A 16,577-nucleotide genomic window follows, 5' to 3' on the forward strand; every position below is an offset into this window, starting at 1 on the left:
ACGTCCATCCCATCCATCCCGCCCACTGTGAAGGACGCACCCGTCATGAAAGACGCTTTCGGCGCCCCCCAGTCCCTGCTCGTCCTCGGCGGCACCTCCGAGATCGGGCTGGCCACCGCCGCCCGCCTCGCCGCCCGCCGCACCCGCACCATCTGGCTGGCCGGCCGCCCCTCCCCGGCGCTGGAGGAATCCGCCGACCGGCTGCGGGACCTGGGCGCCGACGTCCGCACGGTCCCGTTCGACGCGCTGGACACCGACCGGCACGAAGAGACCCTCGGCAAGATCTTCGCCGACGGGGACATCGACATGGTGCTGCTGGCGTTCGGGGTGCTCGGCGACCAGGCCCGCGACGAGAACGACTGCGCGCGGGCGCTCAAGGTCGTCCGGACCAACTACACGGGCGCGCTGTCCGCGGCCCTGATCTGCGGCCAGGCGCTGCGGAGCCAGGGACACGGCTCGCTGGTCGTCATGTCCTCGGTGGCCGGCGAGCGGGCGCGCCGTTCGAACTTCGTCTACGGCTCCAGCAAGGCCGGCCTGGATGCCTTCGCCCAGGGCCTGGGCGACTCCCTGCACGGCAGCGGCGTCCACGTGATGGTCGTCAGGCCCGGCTTCGTCCGCACCAAGATGACGGCCGGGCTTCCGGCGGCGCCCCTGGCGACCACGCCGCAGGCGGTCGCCGAGGCGGTCGAGGACGGGCTGCGGCGGCGCGCGGAGATCGTGTGGGTGCCGGGCGCGCTGCGGTACGTGATGTCGGCGCTGCGGCATGCGCCGCGCGCGGTGTTCCGCCGGCTGCCGATGTGAGGTGAGGGGGCGGCGAGGGTGACGGCGCCGCCAGAGAAGGAGCCGGAGTCAGCAGGAAGGGGCAGGCGGCCGGGAGAGGTCGGCGGCCTGGCGCGGCACTCCGGCCGTCTGCGGGCCGAAGGGGTACTCCCGTTCCAGCCGCCACACCGCGTCCGCGCCCTGTTCGTAGAGCGCGAACCCGCCGATCGTCCAGGTCGCGGAGAAGTCCCTGAGCTCGGCCTGGGCGCGGTCCATCGCCTCCTCGGCGATGCCGTGGGCGACCGTGACGTGCGGGTGGTATGGGAACTGCAGTTCACGGGCGCACGGGCCGGACGCGGTGCGAATCCGGGCCTGCAGCGCGGTGCAGGCCGCCTCCCCCTCGGCGAGCTTCACGAAGACGACCGGCGACAGGGGCCGGAAGGTGTCGGTGCCCTCCAGGCGGAGGGGGAAGGGGCGGAAGGAGGCCGCGACCTCGGCGAGGTGGCGCTCGATACCGGGCAGCGCCTCGACGGGGACCTCCGTCGGCGGGAGGAGGGTGATGTGCGTGGGGATGCCGTGTGCGGCAGGGTCCCCGAAGCCCTCGCGCTTCCTCTGCAGGAAGCTTCCGTAAGGCTCCGGGACCGCGATCGAAACGCCCAGCGTTACGGTCCCCACTGCGTTCTCCCTCCGGATGTTTCTGCGGCGCTGAAGGGCGCCGCTATCAGTGTGCCGGGTGCGCGCCCCGGGCGGGGAGCGTCATCAGTCCTGTTATAACCAGGACCTCGGGCCCTCGCGCGCGACACGAGCGCCTCCCGGCCACCCGCGAGGCCGGTCGGAACCTGCCTCGCGGGGCGCCGCTTCAGTGCTTCGCCGGCAGCAATCCGAGCCGGTCATACGTGGTGGCGAGGGTCTCGGCGGCCACCGCGCGGGCCTTCTCCGCGCCCTTGGCCAGGATCGAGTCCAGCGTCTCGGGGTCGTCCAGATATTCCTGCGTACGGTCCCGGAAAGGTGTGACGAAATCGACCATCACCTCGGCCAGATCCGTCTTGAGAGCGCCGTATCCCTTGCCCTCGTACGCGCTCTCCAGCTCCGGGACGGCCGTGCCGGTGAGCGTGGAGAGGATCGTCAGGAGGTTGCTGACTCCCGGCTTCGCCTCGCGTTCGAAGCGGATCACCGTGTCGGTGTCCGTCACGGCGCTCTTGATTTTCTTGGCGGTGGCCTTCGGCTCGTCGAGGAGGTCGATGATGCCCTTGGGCGAGGACGCCGACTTGCTCATCTTGATCGACGGGTCCTGAAGATCGAAGATCTTCGCCGTCTCCTTGACGATGTACGGGTTGGGGATGGTGAAGGTGTCGCCGTAGCGGCCGTTGAAACGGTCCGCGAGATCGCGGGTCAGTTCCAGGTGCTGGCGCTGGTCCTCACCGACCGGGACCTGGTCGGCCTGGTAGAGCAGGATGTCGGCGACCATCAGCACGGGGTAGGTGAACAGACCGACGGTCGTACGGTCCGTGCCCTGCTTCGCCGACTTGTCCTTGAACTGGGTCATCCGCGACGCCTCGCCGAAGCCGGTCACGCAGTTCATGACCCAGCCGAGCTGTGCGTGCTCGGGCACATGGCTCTGGACGAAGAGCGTGCACCGCTCCGGGTCGAGGCCGGCGGCCAGCAGCTGGGCCGCGGCGACCCGGGTGTTGCGACGCAGCTCCGCGGGGTCCTGCGGAACGGTGATCGCGTGGAGGTCGACCACCATGTAGAAGGCGTCGTGGGACTCCTGCAGGGCCACCCACTGGCGCACCGCGCCGAGGTAGTTCCCGAGGTGGAAGGAACCGGCGGTGGGCTGAATACCGGACAGGACACGCGGACGACGCTGCATGGCGGAGCCATTCCCCTGAGGGTGGTGGTGGGCGACGGGTGGGCGATCGAGAGCCATGGCACTGATTGTCTCAGGTCCCCGGGCGGCCCCGCCGCGTGGTCCGCGAAGCGGGCGGGAGCCGGCGTTCGGGTGGGCCCGCCGGGCGACCGGCGGGCCCGTCGCCCGACGTCAGGCGATCGGCAGTCCCGGTGCCGGGTAGCTCGTCATCAGCTCGGTGACCTCGCCCCGGATGACGGCGAGGGCGTCCTCGTCACCGGCGTGTGCCGCCGTCACCGCGCGGTCGATCCACTCCGCGACCAGCGGCATGCGGTCGGTGCCCAGACCCCGGGACGTCAGCGAGGGCGTGCCGATCCGGATGCCGGACGGGTCGAAGGGCTTGCGGGGGTCGAAGGGGACGGTGTTGTAGTTCACGACGATGCCGGCCCGGTCCAGCGCCTTCGCGGCGACCTTGCCCGGTACGTCCTTGGACGTGAGGTCGATCAGCACCAGGTGGTTGTCCGTACCACCGGAGACCAGGTCGAAGCCGCGGGCCAGCAGCGCCTCGGCGAGCGCCTTGGCGTTGGCGACGACGGCGTGCGCGTAGTCCCGGAAGGAGGGTGCGGCGGCCTCGTGCAGGGCGACCGCGATGGCGGCGGTGGTGTGGTTGTGCGGGCCGCCCTGGAGGCCGGGGAAGACGGCCTTGTCGACGGCCTTGGCATGCGTGGCGCGGGACATCAGCATGGCGCCGCGGGGGCCGCGCAGCGTCTTGTGGGTGGTGGTGGAGATGACGTCGGCGTGCGGGACGGGCGAGGGGTGGGCGCCGCCGGCGATCAGCCCGGCGATGTGCGCGATATCGGCGACGAGGACGGCGTCGACCTCGCGGGCGATGTCACCGAAGGCGGCGAAGTCGATGGTGCGCGGCACGGCCGTACCGCCACAGAAGATGATCTTCGGGCGTTCCTTGCGGGCGAGGTCGCGCACCTCGTCGAAGTCGATGCGGGCGGTGTCGGCGCGGACGCCGTACTGCACGCCGTGGAACCACTTGCCGGTCGCCGAGACGCCCCAGCCGTGCGTGAGGTGGCCGCCCATCGGCAGCGACATGCCCAGCACGGTGTCGCCGGGGTCGGCGAAGGCGAGATAGGCGGCGAGGTTGGCGGGCGAGCCGGAGTAGGGCTGGACGTTGGCGTGCTCGACGCCGAAGACGGCCTTGGCGCGCTCGACGGCCAGCGTCTCGACGCGGTCGATGTTCTGCTGGCCTTCGTAGTAGCGACGGCCCGCGTACCCCTCGCTGTACTTGTTCTGCAGGACGGTGCCGGTGGCCTCCAGCACGGCCGCGGAGACGTAGTTCTCGCTGGGGATCAGCCGCAGGGTGTCGGCCTGGAGCCGCTCCTCCGCGCCGACGAGCGCGGCCAGTTCGGGGTCGGCGGCGGTCAGCGCGGGGTGGGAGACGAAAGGCGAAGCGGATGCGGAAGGGGAAAGGGGAAGCGTCATGGCGTCCTCCGGGGCAGTCGATCGGTGGTCCGGTCGGTCCCGGGTGCCCAGGCGGGCGGCACCTCGTGATGGTGTCCGCGCACCGCTCCCTCGGGGTCGCTTCCCCGTGCGCCAGTCGCGGTGTACGTCGCCGAGTCTAGACAACCCGCATGCGGGCCGGGCGGAAAGCGGCCATCGCCGGAAGGTTTCTTCGCAAACCGCCCGCGCGACAATGGATAGGGGCGCGAGACTGCTCGCCTCCCGGAAGGTCTACGGAACGGAGTCACCGGTGTCGTCCACGGAACGCAGCATCGCCGCCGCCGAAGCCCACAGTGCGCACAACTACCACCCGCTTCCGGTCGTCGTGGCCTCCGCCGAGGGTGCCTGGATGACGGATGTGGAGGGCCGGCGCTATCTGGACATGCTCGCCGGATACTCCGCGCTCAACTTCGGGCACGGCAACCGCCGTCTGCTCGATGCCGCCAAGGCGCAGCTGGAGCGGGTCACGCTCACCTCGCGGGCCTTCCACCACGACCGGTTCGCCGACTTCTGCACGCAGCTCGCCGAGCTCTGCGCGATGGACATGGTCCTGCCGATGAACACCGGTGCGGAGGCCGTCGAGACGGCGGTGAAGACGGCACGCAAGTGGGGCTACAAGGTCAAGGGCGTCCCGGACGGCCGGGCGAAGATCGTCGTCGCGGACAACAATTTCCACGGCCGGACCACGACCATCGTCTCGTTCTCCACGGACGCCGAGGCCCGCGCCGACTTCGGCCCCTACACCCCCGGCTTCGAGATCGTCCCGTACGGCGACCTGGCCGCCCTGGAGGCGGCGGTGGACGAGGACACCGTCGCGGTGCTGCTGGAGCCGATCCAGGGCGAGGCGGGTGTGCTGGTGCCGCCGCCTGGCTATCTGCAGAGCGTGCGGGAGCTGACGCGCAGCCGGAACGTGCTGTTCATCGCGGACGAGATCCAGTCCGGGCTCGGGCGCACCGGGCGGACGTTCGCCTGCGAGCACGAGGGCGTGGTGCCCGACATGTACGTGCTGGGCAAGGCCCTGGGCGGCGGGGTGGTGCCGGTCTCGGCCGTGGTGTCCTCCCGTGCGGTGCTGGGGGTGTACGCGCCGGGCGAGCACGGCTCGACGTTCGGCGGGAACCCGCTCGCCTGCGCGGTGGCCCTGGAGGTCATCGCGATGCTGCGGTCCGGTGAATTCCAGCAGCGCGCCACGGAGCTCGGAGATCATCTGCACAGTGAGCTGCGTCTGCTGGTGGGTGGCGGCGCGGTGGACGCGGTGCGCGGGCGTGGCCTGTGGGCCGGGGTGGACATCAATCCGTCGCGCGGCAGCGGCCGGGCCGTATCGGAGCAGCTGATGGCACGCCGGGTCCTGGTCAAGGACACCCATGGCGCGACGATCCGGATCGCGCCGCCGCTGGTGATCAGCAAGGAGGATCTGGACTGGGGGCTGACGCAGCTGCGGGAGGTGCTGGGGGCGTAGCCCGGCAGGATGTGCCGGGCGGCGCGAGAGCGGCCCGGAGTCGGCGGGGGCGCAATGCGCAGCGGGCGGTCGGCGGGCCGAAGCCCCGGCCGCTCGTTGCACCGTCCGCCGGATGGTGCGCGCGCCCGTCTCAGGTGCGCGCCCCGACCCGGGTGCCCCGGGCGCCCCGCCTGCTCAGAGGATCACGTGCGGCAGGAAGCGGGCGTACTCGTCGGTGACCGGCCCCGAGGACTCACGGATGCCGAGCCCCGCCGCCTCGTCCTCGACAACCCACGCGCCGAGCACCACACGGTTGCCGTCGAAGTCCGGCAGCGGCGCCAACTCTTGGTAACAGCACGGGTCGTCGGGACCGCGCAGGACCGGTTCCGCACCCGGCTCGTGCAGGGTGACACCGGCGCCCTCACGGCCGAGCAGCGGTTTGGTGGCGTAGCCGCGGGTACGGGCCAGCTCGCGCGGCCCGTCGAGATAGGCCGGCAGCAGATTCGGGTGGCCGGGGTAGAGCTCCCACAGGACGGCGAGCAGCGCCTTGTTGGAGAGCAGCATCTTCCAGGCGGGCTCGATCCAGAGCGTGCTGCCCGTGCCGCCGCCGTTGTCGAGGGTGTCCAGGACCTGCGGCCCGAAGCCGTCGGTGGCCAGCCACTCCCAGGGATACAGCTTGAAGCAGGCGCGCATGAAGCGCAGCCGCTGGTCGACGAAGCGGCCGGAGAGGCGGTCCCAGCCGATGTCCTCCATGGAGATCGCGACGGTCTCCAGACCCGCCTGCTGCGCCGTCTCCTCCAGGTAGGCGACGGTCATCAGGTCCTCGCCCAGCTCGTCACCGGACGAGTGCGCGAAGTGCAGCGGCGCGCCCGGCGGCAGCAGCGGGGCCTGCCGCTTCCACGCCGCCACCAGCCGCTCGTGCAGGGAGTTCCACTGGTCGGCGCCGGGGAACCGCTCCTCCATCCAGAACCACTGGGGGCTGGCGGCCTCGACCAGCGAGGTGGGCGTATCGGCGTTGTACTCCAGCATCCTGGCCGGGCCGCTGCCGTCGTAGTGCAGGTCGAACCGGCCGTACAGGGACGGCAGTTCCTCGCGCCGGCGCCAGGACTCGGCGACCAGCCGGGCGAGCCGCGGGTCGTCGATACCGAGGTCGGCGAAGCGGCCTTGCTCCACGATGTGCGCGGCCGCGGCCAGGCACATCCCGTGCAGCTCCTCGACGACGTCCTCCAGCGCCTCGACCTCGGGCAGCGAGAACTCGTAGTACGCACTCTCGTCCCAGTAAGGGCGGAGCGAGTCGTCGGGGAACCGGGTGAGCGGGTAGATCAGGCCCTGCGCCTCCACGGTCTGCTGCCAGTCGGGGCGGGGGTCGATGGTGTGCCGTCGCATTGTCCGAGTGGCCCGCTCAGCCGCCGATGCGGCCGTGGTGCGAGCTGCTCGACCCCGAGCAGCCGAAGCCGCCCCGGTCGACGGCCTGGCTCTTGCTGAACGTGCCGTCGTCGGCGTACCGGCCACCGGAGTTCTCCGGCCCGTAGTACCAGCGGCCGTCGACGGACTGCTTCCCGAGCCCGCCGCTCTTACCGCTCTTGCCGCCCTTGCCGTACGAGCCGCCGCTGCTGCCGGACGTGCTGCCGCCGGAGGAGCATTTCTTGGAGTCGACGATGCGGTAGCCGTTGAGCGTGTCGTAGCTGTTGCGGTCCACGCAGCGCTTGTCGGGCTCGGAGCCGCAGGACGTCAGGGCGGCGGCCAACGCACCCATGCCGCCCAGAATCACCGTGCTCGACCGCAGCCGTCGGCGTGCCTTCTCGGCCATTTTCTCGCCTTTCCCCCGTGAAGTTGGTATGAGCGGTGGTCAGCCTAGACGGGGACCCGCGCGCCTCCGACAAGGGGCCGTGGACGATTCCGACTCCGCCGCCTGCGTGCCTTTTCATTGCCCTTGGGACGGTTGCACCCCGGCCGCGGAACCCCAGGACCTCGCCAAATCCCCTGGAAGAGGCGGAGTTTCGAGGCTTACGCTCGCTGCGCGGTGCCTCGTACGGCTCCGCCGAAGCAGCCCCGCAACCCCCGACCGGAGGACCAGGACATGACGGAGCGCACGCCGGTGCTGGAGCGACTGCCCGGGGAGATGACGCTGCGCCATCCCACGGTTTCGGACCATCCGCGTCTGCTGACGGCCCTGGCCGACTGGTGGGGTGGCCAGGGCGGCGCCGCCGGTGTGCTCCAACGACAGCTGCTGCTCCCGCGGTTGTACCTCCAGCACTTCGCCGGCACCAGCTATCTCGTCGAGCGCGCCGACGGCTCCGTGCACGCGTTCCTCATCGGCTTCCTCTCCCAGTCCGATCCGGAAACCGCGTACATCCACTTCATCGCGGTGTCCCCGGACGGCCGGGGGGACGGCTGGGCCCGTGGCCTCTACCGCCGGTATTTCGCCATGGCCCGCGACCTCGGCCGCAGCCGGGTCCGGAGCATCACCAGCCCGGCGAACCGCACGTCGATCGCGTTCCACACCCGCATGGGCTTCCGGATGGAGCCGGGCGACCGGTTCGACAACGACGTCCCGGTACACAGCGATTACGACGGGCCGGGGCTGGACCGGGTGTCCTTCGTACGGGATCTGTGATCGTCCGGCCGCACCGGACCGGCCTCGCCCCGGGCTTCGGCCACCCGCAGCGTGTCCGTGAGGCACTCGATCAGCCTGGCCGCGGCGGACCGCACTTCATCCGGTGCCGCGGGCTTCGCACCGTCCAGCATGTCGCGGGCGAGTCGGACGACGGTCCGAGCCGTGTCGAGCTGCTCCTGTTCCACCTCGTCCGCAAGACGGGACAGCAGGCAGTGACCGCCGTCCGTGGAGAGGTAGGCGGGCTTGCCCTCCGGGCCGTCCCACGGGAGACGACGAAGGCCGGTCACCGGTCGGCCCCTTCCACGGCCAGGACGTAGGGCCGGACCGTCGCGGTCGCGTCCCCGTCGAATACCTGGACCACGGGCCGCCGGGTCCGAACGACCACCCTGCGCGCCGGCGCGGGCACCGGCCGACTCGGCAGCGTCGACCGCGCGGGGCGGGCGCGGTGTTTCCCACGCGGAGGGAAGAGCAGTTTCGCCAGCAGCTCTAACGGGCTTGTCACTTGGCGCTCCTATCAGCTCAGGCCGTGCCACGGGGCCGCTGCCGCCGTCGCCGGGTTCCTTCGCTCGCCTAGTAGCTGCTTGTATCTCTACGTCTCCATAGGTATCTGTATGAGCTACTTCGAACGGGACACTTAGATTCGAGTCATGGCCATTGATCCGGATGCGGAAATTGATCACGGCGCGCCCCTGACGCCCTACCGGCAGCTGGTGGAGATCATTCGGGCGCGAATCCAGCGCGGCGACTGGAGCCCCGGCCGGGCGATCGCGTCCGAGACTCAGCTGGTGCAGCAATACGGACTCGCGCGCACGACCGTGCGGCGTGCCATCGCCGTGCTCGTGGAGGAAGGCGCTGTTTTCACGGTGCCCCAGCGCGGCACCTACGTCGCGCTCCCGCAGAGCACCGAACAAGGTGAAGCCGGGGACGGTAAGGCGTAGCGCTGCTCGGTGGGGCGCCCCGATGCGCGAGGATCAGAGCATGGGAGAGCTGCCCCGCTACGAATACGTGAAGCTTGCCGACCGGATCGCCGCCGAAATCGCCTCGGGCAAGCTGCCGAGTGGCGCCGCGTTGCCCGGAGAACGAGCCATGACGGAGCTGTACGGCGTGAGCATCGGAACCGTCCGGCGGGCCGTTTCCGAGCTGCGGAGCCGCGGGCTCGTAGCGACCCTGCCGGCGAAGGGGACATTCGTCCTCTGAGTTCGGCCCGCAACGCCCGCCACCGGCTAGCGATACCCCGTCGCGTCGGCCCCCTCGTCCTGGATCTCGACCGCGTACCGCCAGGAGTCCGGTCGGCTGCCGTCGCGGTCGGTGAACCCGTAGACCTGCGCGAGCCGGCCGCTGGACAGCGATCGCCCGTTCCACCGGCTCACCCGGGGATCGCCGGCCAGGGCGCCGACTGCCCGTCCGCGCCCCCGGACGCGCGCTAGAAGCTGAAGCTCATGAAGGCCCCGTACCCGCCCTTGGCCGCCTCGGCGAAGAAGGCGACGAGTTCCCCGTAGGAGCGCTCCAGCCACGCCAGCTCGCCCTCCGGGTCGAACCTCCAGGTGAGGGGGTACACCTCCTGCTTCGTCATCCGCTCCGGGTCGTAGTGGACCGCCAGCCGCTCCCACGGGGTCGCCCGCAGTTGCCGTGCAACGCTCTCGACCTGCTCCGCGGACCAGCCGAACAGGGTGCCGTCATCCAGGATCGGGAACCCGTCCATCAGGAAGTCGAGGTGCACGTCCGTCTCGTCGAGCAGGAACTGGAGGCCGGCCCACGCCTTGTCCGGGCCGCCGTCGGGACGAGCCGGTATCGAGAGGTCGTCGCCGTCGTACAGCTCGTAGACGTATTCATCGGCCCAACTCGGCTCCTTCTCGGCCCTGTCCAGCTCCTCGGTCGTCGCGCTGATGAACCCGATGCTCACGCCCATGCAGAACAATCCCCCTTGTTCTCTTGCCTGTTCGGCCGTTCGATCGACCGGCGACGGCGAGTGTTCCACGGGGGACTGACAACGGACCGCCCACCGGCGATGAACCGTGCTATGGCGCGGGCAGGGCGCTCACCAGCGCGTCCAGCACGTTCGCGAACGAATGGTCCGGCGGGGTCCCGTAGCCCACGACCAGGGCGTCGCGGGAGACCGCGGTGGCGGCCGGGTCCGTGTAGAAGGACAGACCGTGCAGGGCCAGACCCTGCCGGCGGGCCGTCTGGAGGATGGACTGTTCGGTGCCCGGCGGGAGTTCGAGGATGGCGTGCAGGCCCGCCGCGATGCCGGAGATGCGGACGTGCGGGGCGTGTTCGGTCAGGGCCGCCACCAGCTGGTCACGGCGGCGGCGATAGCGCAGCCGCATCCCGCGCAGATGGCGGTCGTACGCGCCGGAGGAGAGGAACTCGGCGAGGGTGAGCTGGTCGAGCGATCCGGACTGCCATTCGCCGGTTTCCTTGACGGCGAGCACCTTGTCGACCAGGCGGTCCGGCAGCACCATCCAGGCCAGCCGCAGCCCGGGGGCGAGGCTCTTGCTGGCGGTGCCCATGTAGACGACGTGGTCGGGGCCGAGGCCCTGGAGGGCGCCGACCGGCTGGCGGTCGTAGCGGAACTCGCCGTCGTAGTCGTCCTCAAGAACGTAACTACCGTTTGTACGCGCCCAGTTGACGGCTTCGGAGCGGCGGTCCGGGTGCAACGGGACGCCCGTCGGGAACTGGTGGGCGGGGGTGAGCAACACTGCGCGCACGTCGTCGAGGGCCGCCAACTCAGCTGTGGAGGCGCCGTGTCCGTCCACCCGGAGGGGGATCGTACGCAGGCCCGCGCGGTTGATGACATTGCGGTGGAAGCCGAGGCCATAGGACTCCACGGCCAGTTGCCCATCGCCCTGACGCCAGTCCTCGCCGGGGCGGCGAGGGTGCCGGAAGGTGTGCGAGGGGCGGCGCCTGCCCTCACCCGGCCAATTGGGCGGGCCGCCGTCCTCTCCACGCAGGGCGCGGCTGATCAGCCCCAGCCCCTGCATGAACCCGGCGCAGATGATGATGCGGTCCGGGTCGGCGCGTACGCCACGGGCTCGGGCGAGGTAGTCGGCGAGGACGGTCCGCAGTTCGGGGCGGCCGGCCGCGGTGCCGTAGCCGAAGACGTCGTGGGGGGCCGTGGTCAGCGCGCGACGGGCGGCGGCCAGCCAGGCGGTACGCGGGAACGAGGAGACGTCGGGGGTGCCGGGGGTGAGGTCGAAGCGCGGTCGGTCGGGCCGGCGGCCCCGCTCGGGGGCACGGCGGGGGGCCGGGGTGGCACGCGCGCCCGGCGATACCCCCCGGGCCCTGTCCGGGAGATATCCCGAGGCGACGCGCGTGCCGGAGCCCTGGCGGGCACTGAGCCAGCCCTCGGCGACCAGTTCGGCGTAGGCGTCGGCGACGGTGTTCCGGGCGATGCCGAGGTCGACTGCGAGCGAGCGGGAGGAGGGCAGGCGGCTGCCGGGAGCCAGCCGCCCGCTCCGAACGGCGTCGCGCAGCGCGCGCATCAGGGCGGCCCGCAGACCTCCCGGACCGCTGAGGTCCAGGTGCAGGTCCCGCCCGAAAGTGGCCCAGGAATTGTCCATGAAAGTGGACCATACCGCTGCGCCACTGAGGTCGTAGCGTCATTGGCATGACGACTGAGACAGCCCGGCACGCACACGGGCCCCGGATGCACTGGGCGAAGCTCGCGCCCGAGGTCTTCAAGGCCATGTCCGCCTTGGACACGGCCGCGCGGCAGGGGCTCGACCCGGTGCTCGTCGAGCTGGTCAAGATCCGTGCGTCGCAGGTCAACCACTGTGCGTTCTGCATCGACATGCACATCAAGGACGCACGGAAGGCCGGCGAGAGCGAGGAGCGGATCTACCTCCTCAACGCCTGGGAGGAGGCGACCGGCTTCTACACGGACCGGGAACAGGCCGCCCTCGCCCTCACCGAGGCGATCACCCTGCTGACCGACGGCTTCGTCCCGGACGCCGTCTACGACCGCGCCGCCGCGCACTTCGAGGACGCCGAGCTGGCACAGCTGATCGCCCTGATCACCACCATCAACGCCTGGAACCGCTTCGGCGTGACCACGCGCATGGCCCCGGGGCGGGTGTGAGCGCGATGGCCCCGCGGATGAAGCCGGGGACGTTGTCCCGAGAGGTCTTCCAGGCGCAGCTGAAGCTGACCATGGCCGCCAAGGAGGGTCTGGGCGATCCGGGCCTGGGCGAACTGGTCGTCCTGCGCGCCTCGCAGCTCAATCACTGCGCCTTCTGCATCGACATGCACGCCAGGAACCTCCGCGAGGCGGGCGAGACGCCGGAGCGGATCGCGCTGCTGGACGCCTGGGAGGAGGCGACGGACCACTTCACCGAGCGCGAGCGCGCGGCCCTGGCGCTGACCGAGGCGGTCACCGTCCTCACCGACGGCTTCGTGCCCGACGCGATCTACGAAAACGCCGCGGCGCACTTCACGGAGTCCGAGCTCGCCCACCTCCTCGCCGTTATCGTCGCCATCAACAACTGGAACCGCATCAACGCCACACTGCGCATGCCTCCCGGGGAGCTCCCATGACACCGCCGGTCACTGCGACGCCAACGGCCGCCGCGCTGCGCGCCCTGCACCACGACCGCCGCCCGGAACGGCCGCTGGTCCTCCCCGGCCCCTGGGACGCCGCCTCGGCCAAGGTCTTCGCCGACGCGGGCTTCCCGGCACTTGCCACTCCCAGCGCGGGCGTCGCGGCATCCCTCGGCCACGAGGACGGCCGGACGCCGCCGGACGAGATGTTCGCGGCCATCGCCCGCATCGTCCGGGCCGTGCCGGACCTCCCCGTCTCGGCGGACGTGGAGGCCGGATACGGACTCTCCGCCAAGGAGTTGGTGGCCCGGCTCGCCGAGGCGGGGGCCGTCGGCTGCAACCTGGAGGACAGCGACCACGCCACCGGCGTCCTCCGCGACCCGCGACGACAGGCCGACTGGCTGGCGGAGGTACGCGCCGAGGCGGGCGACGCCCTCGTCATCAACGCCCGGATCGACACCTTCCTGCAGGGCGTCGAGGGCACGGAGGAGGCGATTCTGCGCGGCCGGCTGTACGCCGAGGCCGGCGCCGACTGCGTCTATCCGATCCTCGCCCCGCCCCCGCTGCTGGCAGAACTGGCCGCCGGCATCGGACTTCCCGTCAATGCGGTGCGGACACCCGACGGGCCCTCGCCCCAGGAGCTGGGCACCTTGGGCGCGTCCCGGATCACCTTCGGTCCGGGGCTGCAGCGTCAGGCGATGGCGGCGGTGAAGGAGATGGCGGAGCGGCTGCGGGAGGCGGACTAGAGCTGCTGTGCGCCGGGCCCGGTGCATGTGGACCGGGCCCGCCGCGACCGTGGTTCACCGGTTGGCGAACTTCTGGCTGATGCCGTTGAAGACCCGCTGCGCCTCGGTGCCCAGGTACGGGCCGGCCAGCCAAGTGTGCGCGTTGGAACTGATGGAGCTGTTGGACACCAGCGTCAGCTTGCCGCCGCGGGTGACGAACCAGCCGCCGCCGGAGGTGCCGCCGGTCATCGTGCAGCCGATGCGGTGCATGGCTGGCGTGCCCTGCTGCATGGTCAGACGGCCGGGACGGGCGGGGCAGTTCATCATGCGCGCGCCGTCGTAGGGCGCGGCAGCGGGGTAGCCGAAGGCGTCCAGTGAGCTGATGCGATCGGCGGTCGGAGCCCCGAACCAGACCTGCGCGGCGGCGCCCACCGTCTCCTGGAGCGACTTGCCGCCGCCCCGCTCCGGCTTCACGTGCAGCACCGCGAAGTCGTAGGCGGATCCGCCGTTGCCGGAGTCGGCGCTGCCCATGTTCATCCACTCACCGGAAGTGGTGATCCAGTCCGCCCAGAACCGGCCGTAGGGCGTGACCTCCTGGGCGGGAGCCCTGCCGACCTGGTTCATCGGCAGACCGTTGTCGTTGTAGGACGGCACGAAGACGATGTTGCGCATCCAGCCGCCCTGCTTACCGGAGTGCACGCAGTGTCCGGCGGTCCACACCAGGTTGGACCTGCCCGGGTTCGCCGGGTCCTCGACGATGGTGCCGGAGCAGACCATCGGCCCCTTCGGGCTGTCGAAGAAGATCTTGCCGACGGGGGCCATGTTCCGGTGGTACGGCCGTCCGACCTGCTCCGCGGCGACCGGGCGCGGCTCGGGGTCGGTGGCGGCGTATTCACTGCCCGCGCCGGTGGCCCGTACGCCGATGTCGGGGGCGGCCTGGGCCTTCGCCAGCCGGTCCGTCTTCCAGTGGTCCTTGATGATCGGGTTGGCGAAGTCGGTTGCCTTGCGGGCCCAACGGTCCCAGTTCTTCCAGCCGCCGTCCTGCCACTTCTTCAGGTCGCCGATGCTGGTGGGCATCCCCTCCGGCAGCAGACCGCCGCCGTCCTTGCCACTGCCTGCGCCCTTGTCCTGCTGCTCGGCGGCGGCCGAACCGCCGGTCGCCGCCGCGGTGTTGTCTTCGGGCCCGCAGGCGGTGGCGGTGACCGCGACCAGCGCGGCGAGCACCGCGGCGGCGGCGGTGGAGCGGCGTATGGATGGCATGCTGCGTCTTCCCCCTGATGCGTGCCGGCCCCGCGGCCGACCGCCGATGAATGTCATGCCCCCGGCGGGGCTGCGCTCTACTATGCCGTCACGCCGCGCCGGGGACCGCCCCGGGCCGGGTTGCCCGGACCGCAGCGGCCCGGGCAGGGATGCAGCGACGACAGCGACGGGGATGGTGACGGGTGCTGGAGGACCGCGACGTCGCGGTGCGGACCGCGCGTCTGGTGCTGCGCGGATTCACCGCCCGCGACGGTGCCGCGCTGGCCGCGCTGCACGGTGACCCCGAGGTCATGCACTTCATCGGGACCGGGCGGCCGGTGCCCCGCGACGAGGTGCTCGCGCACACGCTGCCGCGTTTCGTCGACGGCGCCGGCCGCCCCGGCGGGCCGGTCGGCGCACTCGGTGTACGGGCCGCCGAGGAGGCCGCCACCGGGCGGTTCGTCGGCTGGTTCGCGCTGCTGCCCACCCACCCCGGACGGCCCGAGGAGGCCGAGCTCGGCTACCGGCTGTGCCGCGCCGCGTGGGGCCGCGGCTATGCGACGGAAGGCGCCCGTGCCCTGGTCGCCAGGGCCTTCGCGGAGCCGGGCGTGCAACGGGTGACGGCGACGACGATGACGGTCAACACCCGCTCGCGGCGGGTCATGGAGAAGACGGGCCTGCGGTACGTCCGCACCTTCTTCGAGGAGTGGCCCGACCACATCGAGGGCGCGGAGCACGGCGATGTGGAATACGCGGTGACCCGCGAGGAGTGGACGTCTCCTTAGCCGGGCCCACGGGTCGGCCATCCGGCCGCCCCCCCCAGGACGCCGAAGAAGCCCCCGGAAGCGCTCGTGGAGACGGCCGCGGGCCCGGTATGCCCAAGGCATACCGGGCCCCCGTCCCGTGACCGCTCTCGCGGTTACTTCTCGTGCAGCCAGGACTTCCAGACGTCCGGGTGCCGCTCCACCCAGCGCTTGGCCGCCTCGTCGGGCGGCAGGCCGCCCGAGGCGATCATCTCGGAGACCTCGTTCTGGTCGTCCTTGGACCACTCGAAGGACTTCAGGAACTCGGACGCCTTGCCACCGCTCTTGGCGAAGTCGGTGTTGAGGTACTTCTGCAGCGCCACGGTGGGGTATTCGCAGTCGATGGACTTGGGATCCTTCGCGCCCTTCTCCCCGCAGGCGTCGGTGTACTTCGGGAGCTTGACCTCCACCATCGGCACCTGGTTGAAGAGCCACTGCGGCTCGTACCAGTACGTGAGGAAGGGCTTGCGCTTCTTGGCGAACTGCTTGATCTGGGTGATCTGCGCAGCCTCGGAGCCGGCGAAGACGACCTCGTAGTTCAGGTCGAGGTTCTTCACCAGCGCCTTGTCGTTGGTGACGAAGGACGGGGAGCCGTCGAGGAGTTGCCCCTTTCGGCCGCTCTCCGCGGTGCGCAGCTCGTCGGCGTACTTGTCGAGGTTCTTCCAGTCGGTCACGTCAGGGTGCTTGTCGGCCCAGTACTTGGGGACGAACCAGCCGATGTGGCCGGTGACGCCGTTGCCGCCGCCGGCCGTGACCGTCTTCTTGTCCTTGACGTAGCGCTGCTCCTCTTCGGGGTGGCCCCAGTCCTCCAGGATGGCGTCCACCCGGCCCTGGCTGAGCGCGTCCCAGGCGGGCTGCTCGTCCACCTGCACGGTGTCGACGCGGTAGCCGAGCTTGTGTTCGAGGATGTACTTCGCCACGACGACGTTGGCCTGCGCTCCGACCCAGGTCCCCGTGGGCAGCGTGACGGACTTGGCGCCGCCCACGGCCGCGTACGGCGAGGCCTGCTTGGTCATGTCGGCAGCGCCGCAGCCGCTGAGGGACAGCGTCAGGGCGCCGGCGACGAGCAAGGCGCCGATGACTGTCTTGCGTGTACGTGCCATGG

Annotated in this window: 20 protein-coding genes, 1 pseudogene and 1 riboswitch; of the genes and pseudogenes, 9 read left to right on the top strand and 12 right to left on the bottom strand. The window is 71.1% G+C overall.

All coding sequences use genetic code 11. The features are described from left to right. Positions 1-45 precede the first annotated feature (45 nt). Positions 46-801 carry a decaprenylphospho-beta-D-erythro-pentofuranosid-2-ulose 2-reductase gene (locus ACGFZW_RS20655; RefSeq protein ID WP_393894606.1) on the top strand — a complete coding sequence of 252 codons (756 nt, stop codon included), beginning with the start codon at positions 46-48 and terminating at the stop codon, positions 799-801. A 48-nt stretch (positions 802-849) separates the two neighbouring features. On the opposite strand, the gene ACGFZW_RS20660 is transcribed toward ACGFZW_RS20655, so the two are convergent. From ACGFZW_RS20660 to glyA, 3 genes are all read right to left on the bottom strand, one after another. Beyond that, positions 850-1,434, bottom strand: coding sequence for a 2'-5' RNA ligase family protein (locus ACGFZW_RS20660; RefSeq protein WP_393894607.1), 585 nt, complete (start codon positions 1,432-1,434; stop codon positions 850-852). Positions 1,435-1,618: 184 nt separating this feature from the next. Beyond that, a complete protein-coding gene (trpS, locus tag ACGFZW_RS20665; protein WP_393894901.1) occupies positions 1,619-2,629 on the bottom strand; it encodes a tryptophan--tRNA ligase in 1,011 nt (336 codons plus the stop codon). A gap of 168 nt (positions 2,630-2,797) precedes the next feature. Beyond that, positions 2,798-4,099 carry a serine hydroxymethyltransferase gene (gene glyA, locus ACGFZW_RS20670; protein WP_393894608.1) on the bottom strand — a complete coding sequence of 434 codons (1,302 nt, stop codon included), beginning with the start codon at positions 4,097-4,099 and terminating at the stop codon, positions 2,798-2,800. A 38-nt stretch (positions 4,100-4,137) separates the two neighbouring features. Next, positions 4,138-4,228, bottom strand: a riboswitch (ZMP/ZTP riboswitch). A 139-nt stretch (positions 4,229-4,367) separates the two neighbouring features. Here glyA and rocD point away from each other — a divergent pair. After that, positions 4,368-5,573: an ornithine--oxo-acid transaminase gene (gene rocD, locus ACGFZW_RS20675; protein WP_393894609.1), complete on the top strand. Its 1,206-nt coding sequence runs from the start codon at positions 4,368-4,370 to the stop codon at positions 5,571-5,573. Between the two features lie 174 nt (positions 5,574-5,747). On the opposite strand, the gene ACGFZW_RS20680 is transcribed toward rocD, so the two are convergent. Together ACGFZW_RS20680 and ACGFZW_RS20685 are read right to left on the bottom strand one after the other, a co-directional pair. Next, positions 5,748-6,938 carry a glutathionylspermidine synthase family protein gene (locus ACGFZW_RS20680; protein ID WP_393894610.1) on the bottom strand — a complete coding sequence of 397 codons (1,191 nt, stop codon included), beginning with the start codon at positions 6,936-6,938 and terminating at the stop codon, positions 5,748-5,750. A gap of 16 nt (positions 6,939-6,954) precedes the next feature. Further along, positions 6,955-7,362 (bottom strand): hypothetical protein, encoded by a 408-nt coding sequence (locus tag ACGFZW_RS20685; protein ID WP_393894611.1) that lies wholly within the window; start codon positions 7,360-7,362, stop codon positions 6,955-6,957. 270 nt (positions 7,363-7,632) lie between these two features. Here ACGFZW_RS20685 and ACGFZW_RS20690 point away from each other — a divergent pair, with 270 nt between their 5' ends. Beyond that, entirely contained in the window at positions 7,633-8,169 is a 537-nt protein-coding gene (locus ACGFZW_RS20690; protein ID WP_393894612.1) for a GNAT family N-acetyltransferase, read from the top strand. Here ACGFZW_RS20690 and ACGFZW_RS20695 read toward each other — a convergent pair. Next, the gene (locus tag ACGFZW_RS20695; protein ID WP_393894613.1) at positions 8,121-8,456 is read right to left on the bottom strand and encodes a hypothetical protein; all 336 of its coding nucleotides are present in this window, start codon (positions 8,454-8,456) and stop codon (positions 8,121-8,123) included. The genes ACGFZW_RS20690 and ACGFZW_RS20695 overlap by 49 nt on opposite strands. Beyond that, positions 8,453-8,671, bottom strand: a complete 219-nt coding sequence (locus tag ACGFZW_RS20700; protein ID WP_393894614.1) for a hypothetical protein — start codon at positions 8,669-8,671, stop codon at positions 8,453-8,455. The genes ACGFZW_RS20695 and ACGFZW_RS20700 overlap by 4 nt, the downstream gene beginning before the upstream one ends. A gap of 145 nt (positions 8,672-8,816) precedes the next feature. Between ACGFZW_RS20700 and ACGFZW_RS20705 the strand changes: the two genes are divergently transcribed. Beyond that, positions 8,817-9,107, top strand: a complete 291-nt coding sequence (locus ACGFZW_RS20705) for a GntR family transcriptional regulator (protein ID WP_393894615.1) — start codon at positions 8,817-8,819, stop codon at positions 9,105-9,107. Positions 9,108-9,147: 40 nt separating this feature from the next. Beyond that, positions 9,148-9,366: a winged helix-turn-helix domain-containing protein gene (locus ACGFZW_RS20710; RefSeq protein ID WP_393894616.1), complete on the top strand. Its 219-nt coding sequence runs from the start codon at positions 9,148-9,150 to the stop codon at positions 9,364-9,366. 26 nt (positions 9,367-9,392) lie between these two features. Here ACGFZW_RS20710 and ACGFZW_RS20715 read toward each other — a convergent pair. The 3 genes and pseudogenes from ACGFZW_RS20715 to ACGFZW_RS20725 all read right to left on the bottom strand — a co-directional run. After that, positions 9,393-9,575 (bottom strand): annotated as a pseudogene (locus ACGFZW_RS20715) (short-chain dehydrogenase); the annotation flags it as partial. A 17-nt stretch (positions 9,576-9,592) separates the two neighbouring features. Beyond that, on the bottom strand, positions 9,593-10,078 hold the full coding sequence (locus tag ACGFZW_RS20720; RefSeq protein WP_393894617.1) for a YfbM family protein: 486 nt from the start codon (positions 10,076-10,078) through the stop codon (positions 9,593-9,595). A gap of 109 nt (positions 10,079-10,187) precedes the next feature. After that, on the bottom strand, positions 10,188-11,729 hold the full coding sequence (locus tag ACGFZW_RS20725) for a PLP-dependent aminotransferase family protein (RefSeq protein WP_393894618.1): 1,542 nt from the start codon (positions 11,727-11,729) through the stop codon (positions 10,188-10,190). A gap of 47 nt (positions 11,730-11,776) precedes the next feature. Here ACGFZW_RS20725 and ACGFZW_RS20730 point away from each other — a divergent pair, with 47 nt between their 5' ends. The 3 genes from ACGFZW_RS20730 to ACGFZW_RS20740 are packed head-to-tail and all read left to right on the top strand — an operon-like array spanning position 11,777 to position 13,451. Beyond that, entirely contained in the window at positions 11,777-12,247 is a 471-nt protein-coding gene (locus tag ACGFZW_RS20730) for a carboxymuconolactone decarboxylase family protein (RefSeq protein ID WP_393894619.1), read from the top strand. A 5-nt stretch (positions 12,248-12,252) separates the two neighbouring features. Beyond that, positions 12,253-12,702 (top strand): carboxymuconolactone decarboxylase family protein, encoded by a 450-nt coding sequence (locus tag ACGFZW_RS20735; protein WP_393894902.1) that lies wholly within the window; start codon positions 12,253-12,255, stop codon positions 12,700-12,702. After that, positions 12,699-13,451: an isocitrate lyase/phosphoenolpyruvate mutase family protein gene (locus ACGFZW_RS20740; protein ID WP_393894620.1), complete on the top strand. Its 753-nt coding sequence runs from the start codon at positions 12,699-12,701 to the stop codon at positions 13,449-13,451. Before ACGFZW_RS20735 ends, ACGFZW_RS20740 begins: the two co-directional genes overlap by 4 nt. Positions 13,452-13,505: 54 nt before the next feature. On the opposite strand, the gene ACGFZW_RS20745 is transcribed toward ACGFZW_RS20740, so the two are convergent. Beyond that, positions 13,506-14,690 carry a trypsin-like serine peptidase gene (locus ACGFZW_RS20745; RefSeq protein ID WP_393894621.1) on the bottom strand — a complete coding sequence of 395 codons (1,185 nt, stop codon included), beginning with the start codon at positions 14,688-14,690 and terminating at the stop codon, positions 13,506-13,508. A gap of 182 nt (positions 14,691-14,872) precedes the next feature. On the opposite strand from ACGFZW_RS20745, the gene ACGFZW_RS20750 reads away from it, so the two are divergent. Next, positions 14,873-15,454 carry a GNAT family N-acetyltransferase gene (locus tag ACGFZW_RS20750; protein WP_393894622.1) on the top strand — a complete coding sequence of 194 codons (582 nt, stop codon included), beginning with the start codon at positions 14,873-14,875 and terminating at the stop codon, positions 15,452-15,454. A 134-nt stretch (positions 15,455-15,588) separates the two neighbouring features. On the opposite strand, the gene ACGFZW_RS20755 is transcribed toward ACGFZW_RS20750, so the two are convergent. Next, on the bottom strand, positions 15,589-16,575 hold the full coding sequence (locus tag ACGFZW_RS20755) for an ABC transporter substrate-binding protein (RefSeq protein WP_393894623.1): 987 nt from the start codon (positions 16,573-16,575) through the stop codon (positions 15,589-15,591). Positions 16,576-16,577 lie beyond the last annotated feature (2 nt).

This window comes from Streptomyces sp. NPDC048248, assembly GCF_043201875.1.
GTDB lineage: Bacteria > Actinomycetota > Actinomycetes > Streptomycetales > Streptomycetaceae > Streptomyces.

Excerpts from the sequence above, each read along its gene's own strand:
- ACGFZW_RS20680 (WP_393894610.1), bottom strand. The coding sequence starts at position 6,938 with ATGCGACGGCACACCATCGACCCCCGCCCCGACTGGCAGCAGACCGTG.
- ACGFZW_RS20710 (WP_393894616.1), top strand. The coding sequence starts at position 9,148 with ATGGGAGAGCTGCCCCGCTACGAATACGTGAAGCTTGCCGACCGGATC.
- trpS (WP_393894901.1), bottom strand. The coding sequence starts at position 2,629 with ATGCAGCGTCGTCCGCGTGTCCTGTCCGGTATTCAGCCCACCGCCGGT.
- ACGFZW_RS20685 (WP_393894611.1), bottom strand. The coding sequence starts at position 7,362 with ATGGCCGAGAAGGCACGCCGACGGCTGCGGTCGAGCACGGTGATTCTG.
- ACGFZW_RS20735 (WP_393894902.1), top strand. The coding sequence starts at position 12,253 with ATGGCCCCGCGGATGAAGCCGGGGACGTTGTCCCGAGAGGTCTTCCAG.
- ACGFZW_RS20725 (WP_393894618.1), bottom strand. The coding sequence starts at position 11,729 with ATGGACAATTCCTGGGCCACTTTCGGGCGGGACCTGCACCTGGACCTC.
- ACGFZW_RS20720 (WP_393894617.1), bottom strand. The coding sequence starts at position 10,078 with ATGGGCGTGAGCATCGGGTTCATCAGCGCGACGACCGAGGAGCTGGAC.
- glyA (WP_393894608.1), bottom strand. The coding sequence starts at position 4,099 with ATGACGCTTCCCCTTTCCCCTTCCGCATCCGCTTCGCCTTTCGTCTCC.
- ACGFZW_RS20755 (WP_393894623.1), bottom strand. The coding sequence starts at position 16,575 with ATGGCACGTACACGCAAGACAGTCATCGGCGCCTTGCTCGTCGCCGGC.
- ACGFZW_RS20745 (WP_393894621.1), bottom strand. The coding sequence starts at position 14,690 with ATGCCATCCATACGCCGCTCCACCGCCGCCGCCGCGGTGCTCGCCGCG.
- ACGFZW_RS20655 (WP_393894606.1), top strand. The coding sequence starts at position 46 with ATGAAAGACGCTTTCGGCGCCCCCCAGTCCCTGCTCGTCCTCGGCGGC.
- ACGFZW_RS20690 (WP_393894612.1), top strand. The coding sequence starts at position 7,633 with ATGACGGAGCGCACGCCGGTGCTGGAGCGACTGCCCGGGGAGATGACG.
- ACGFZW_RS20730 (WP_393894619.1), top strand. The coding sequence starts at position 11,777 with ATGACGACTGAGACAGCCCGGCACGCACACGGGCCCCGGATGCACTGG.
- ACGFZW_RS20740 (WP_393894620.1), top strand. The coding sequence starts at position 12,699 with ATGACACCGCCGGTCACTGCGACGCCAACGGCCGCCGCGCTGCGCGCC.
- ACGFZW_RS20705 (WP_393894615.1), top strand. The coding sequence starts at position 8,817 with ATGGCCATTGATCCGGATGCGGAAATTGATCACGGCGCGCCCCTGACG.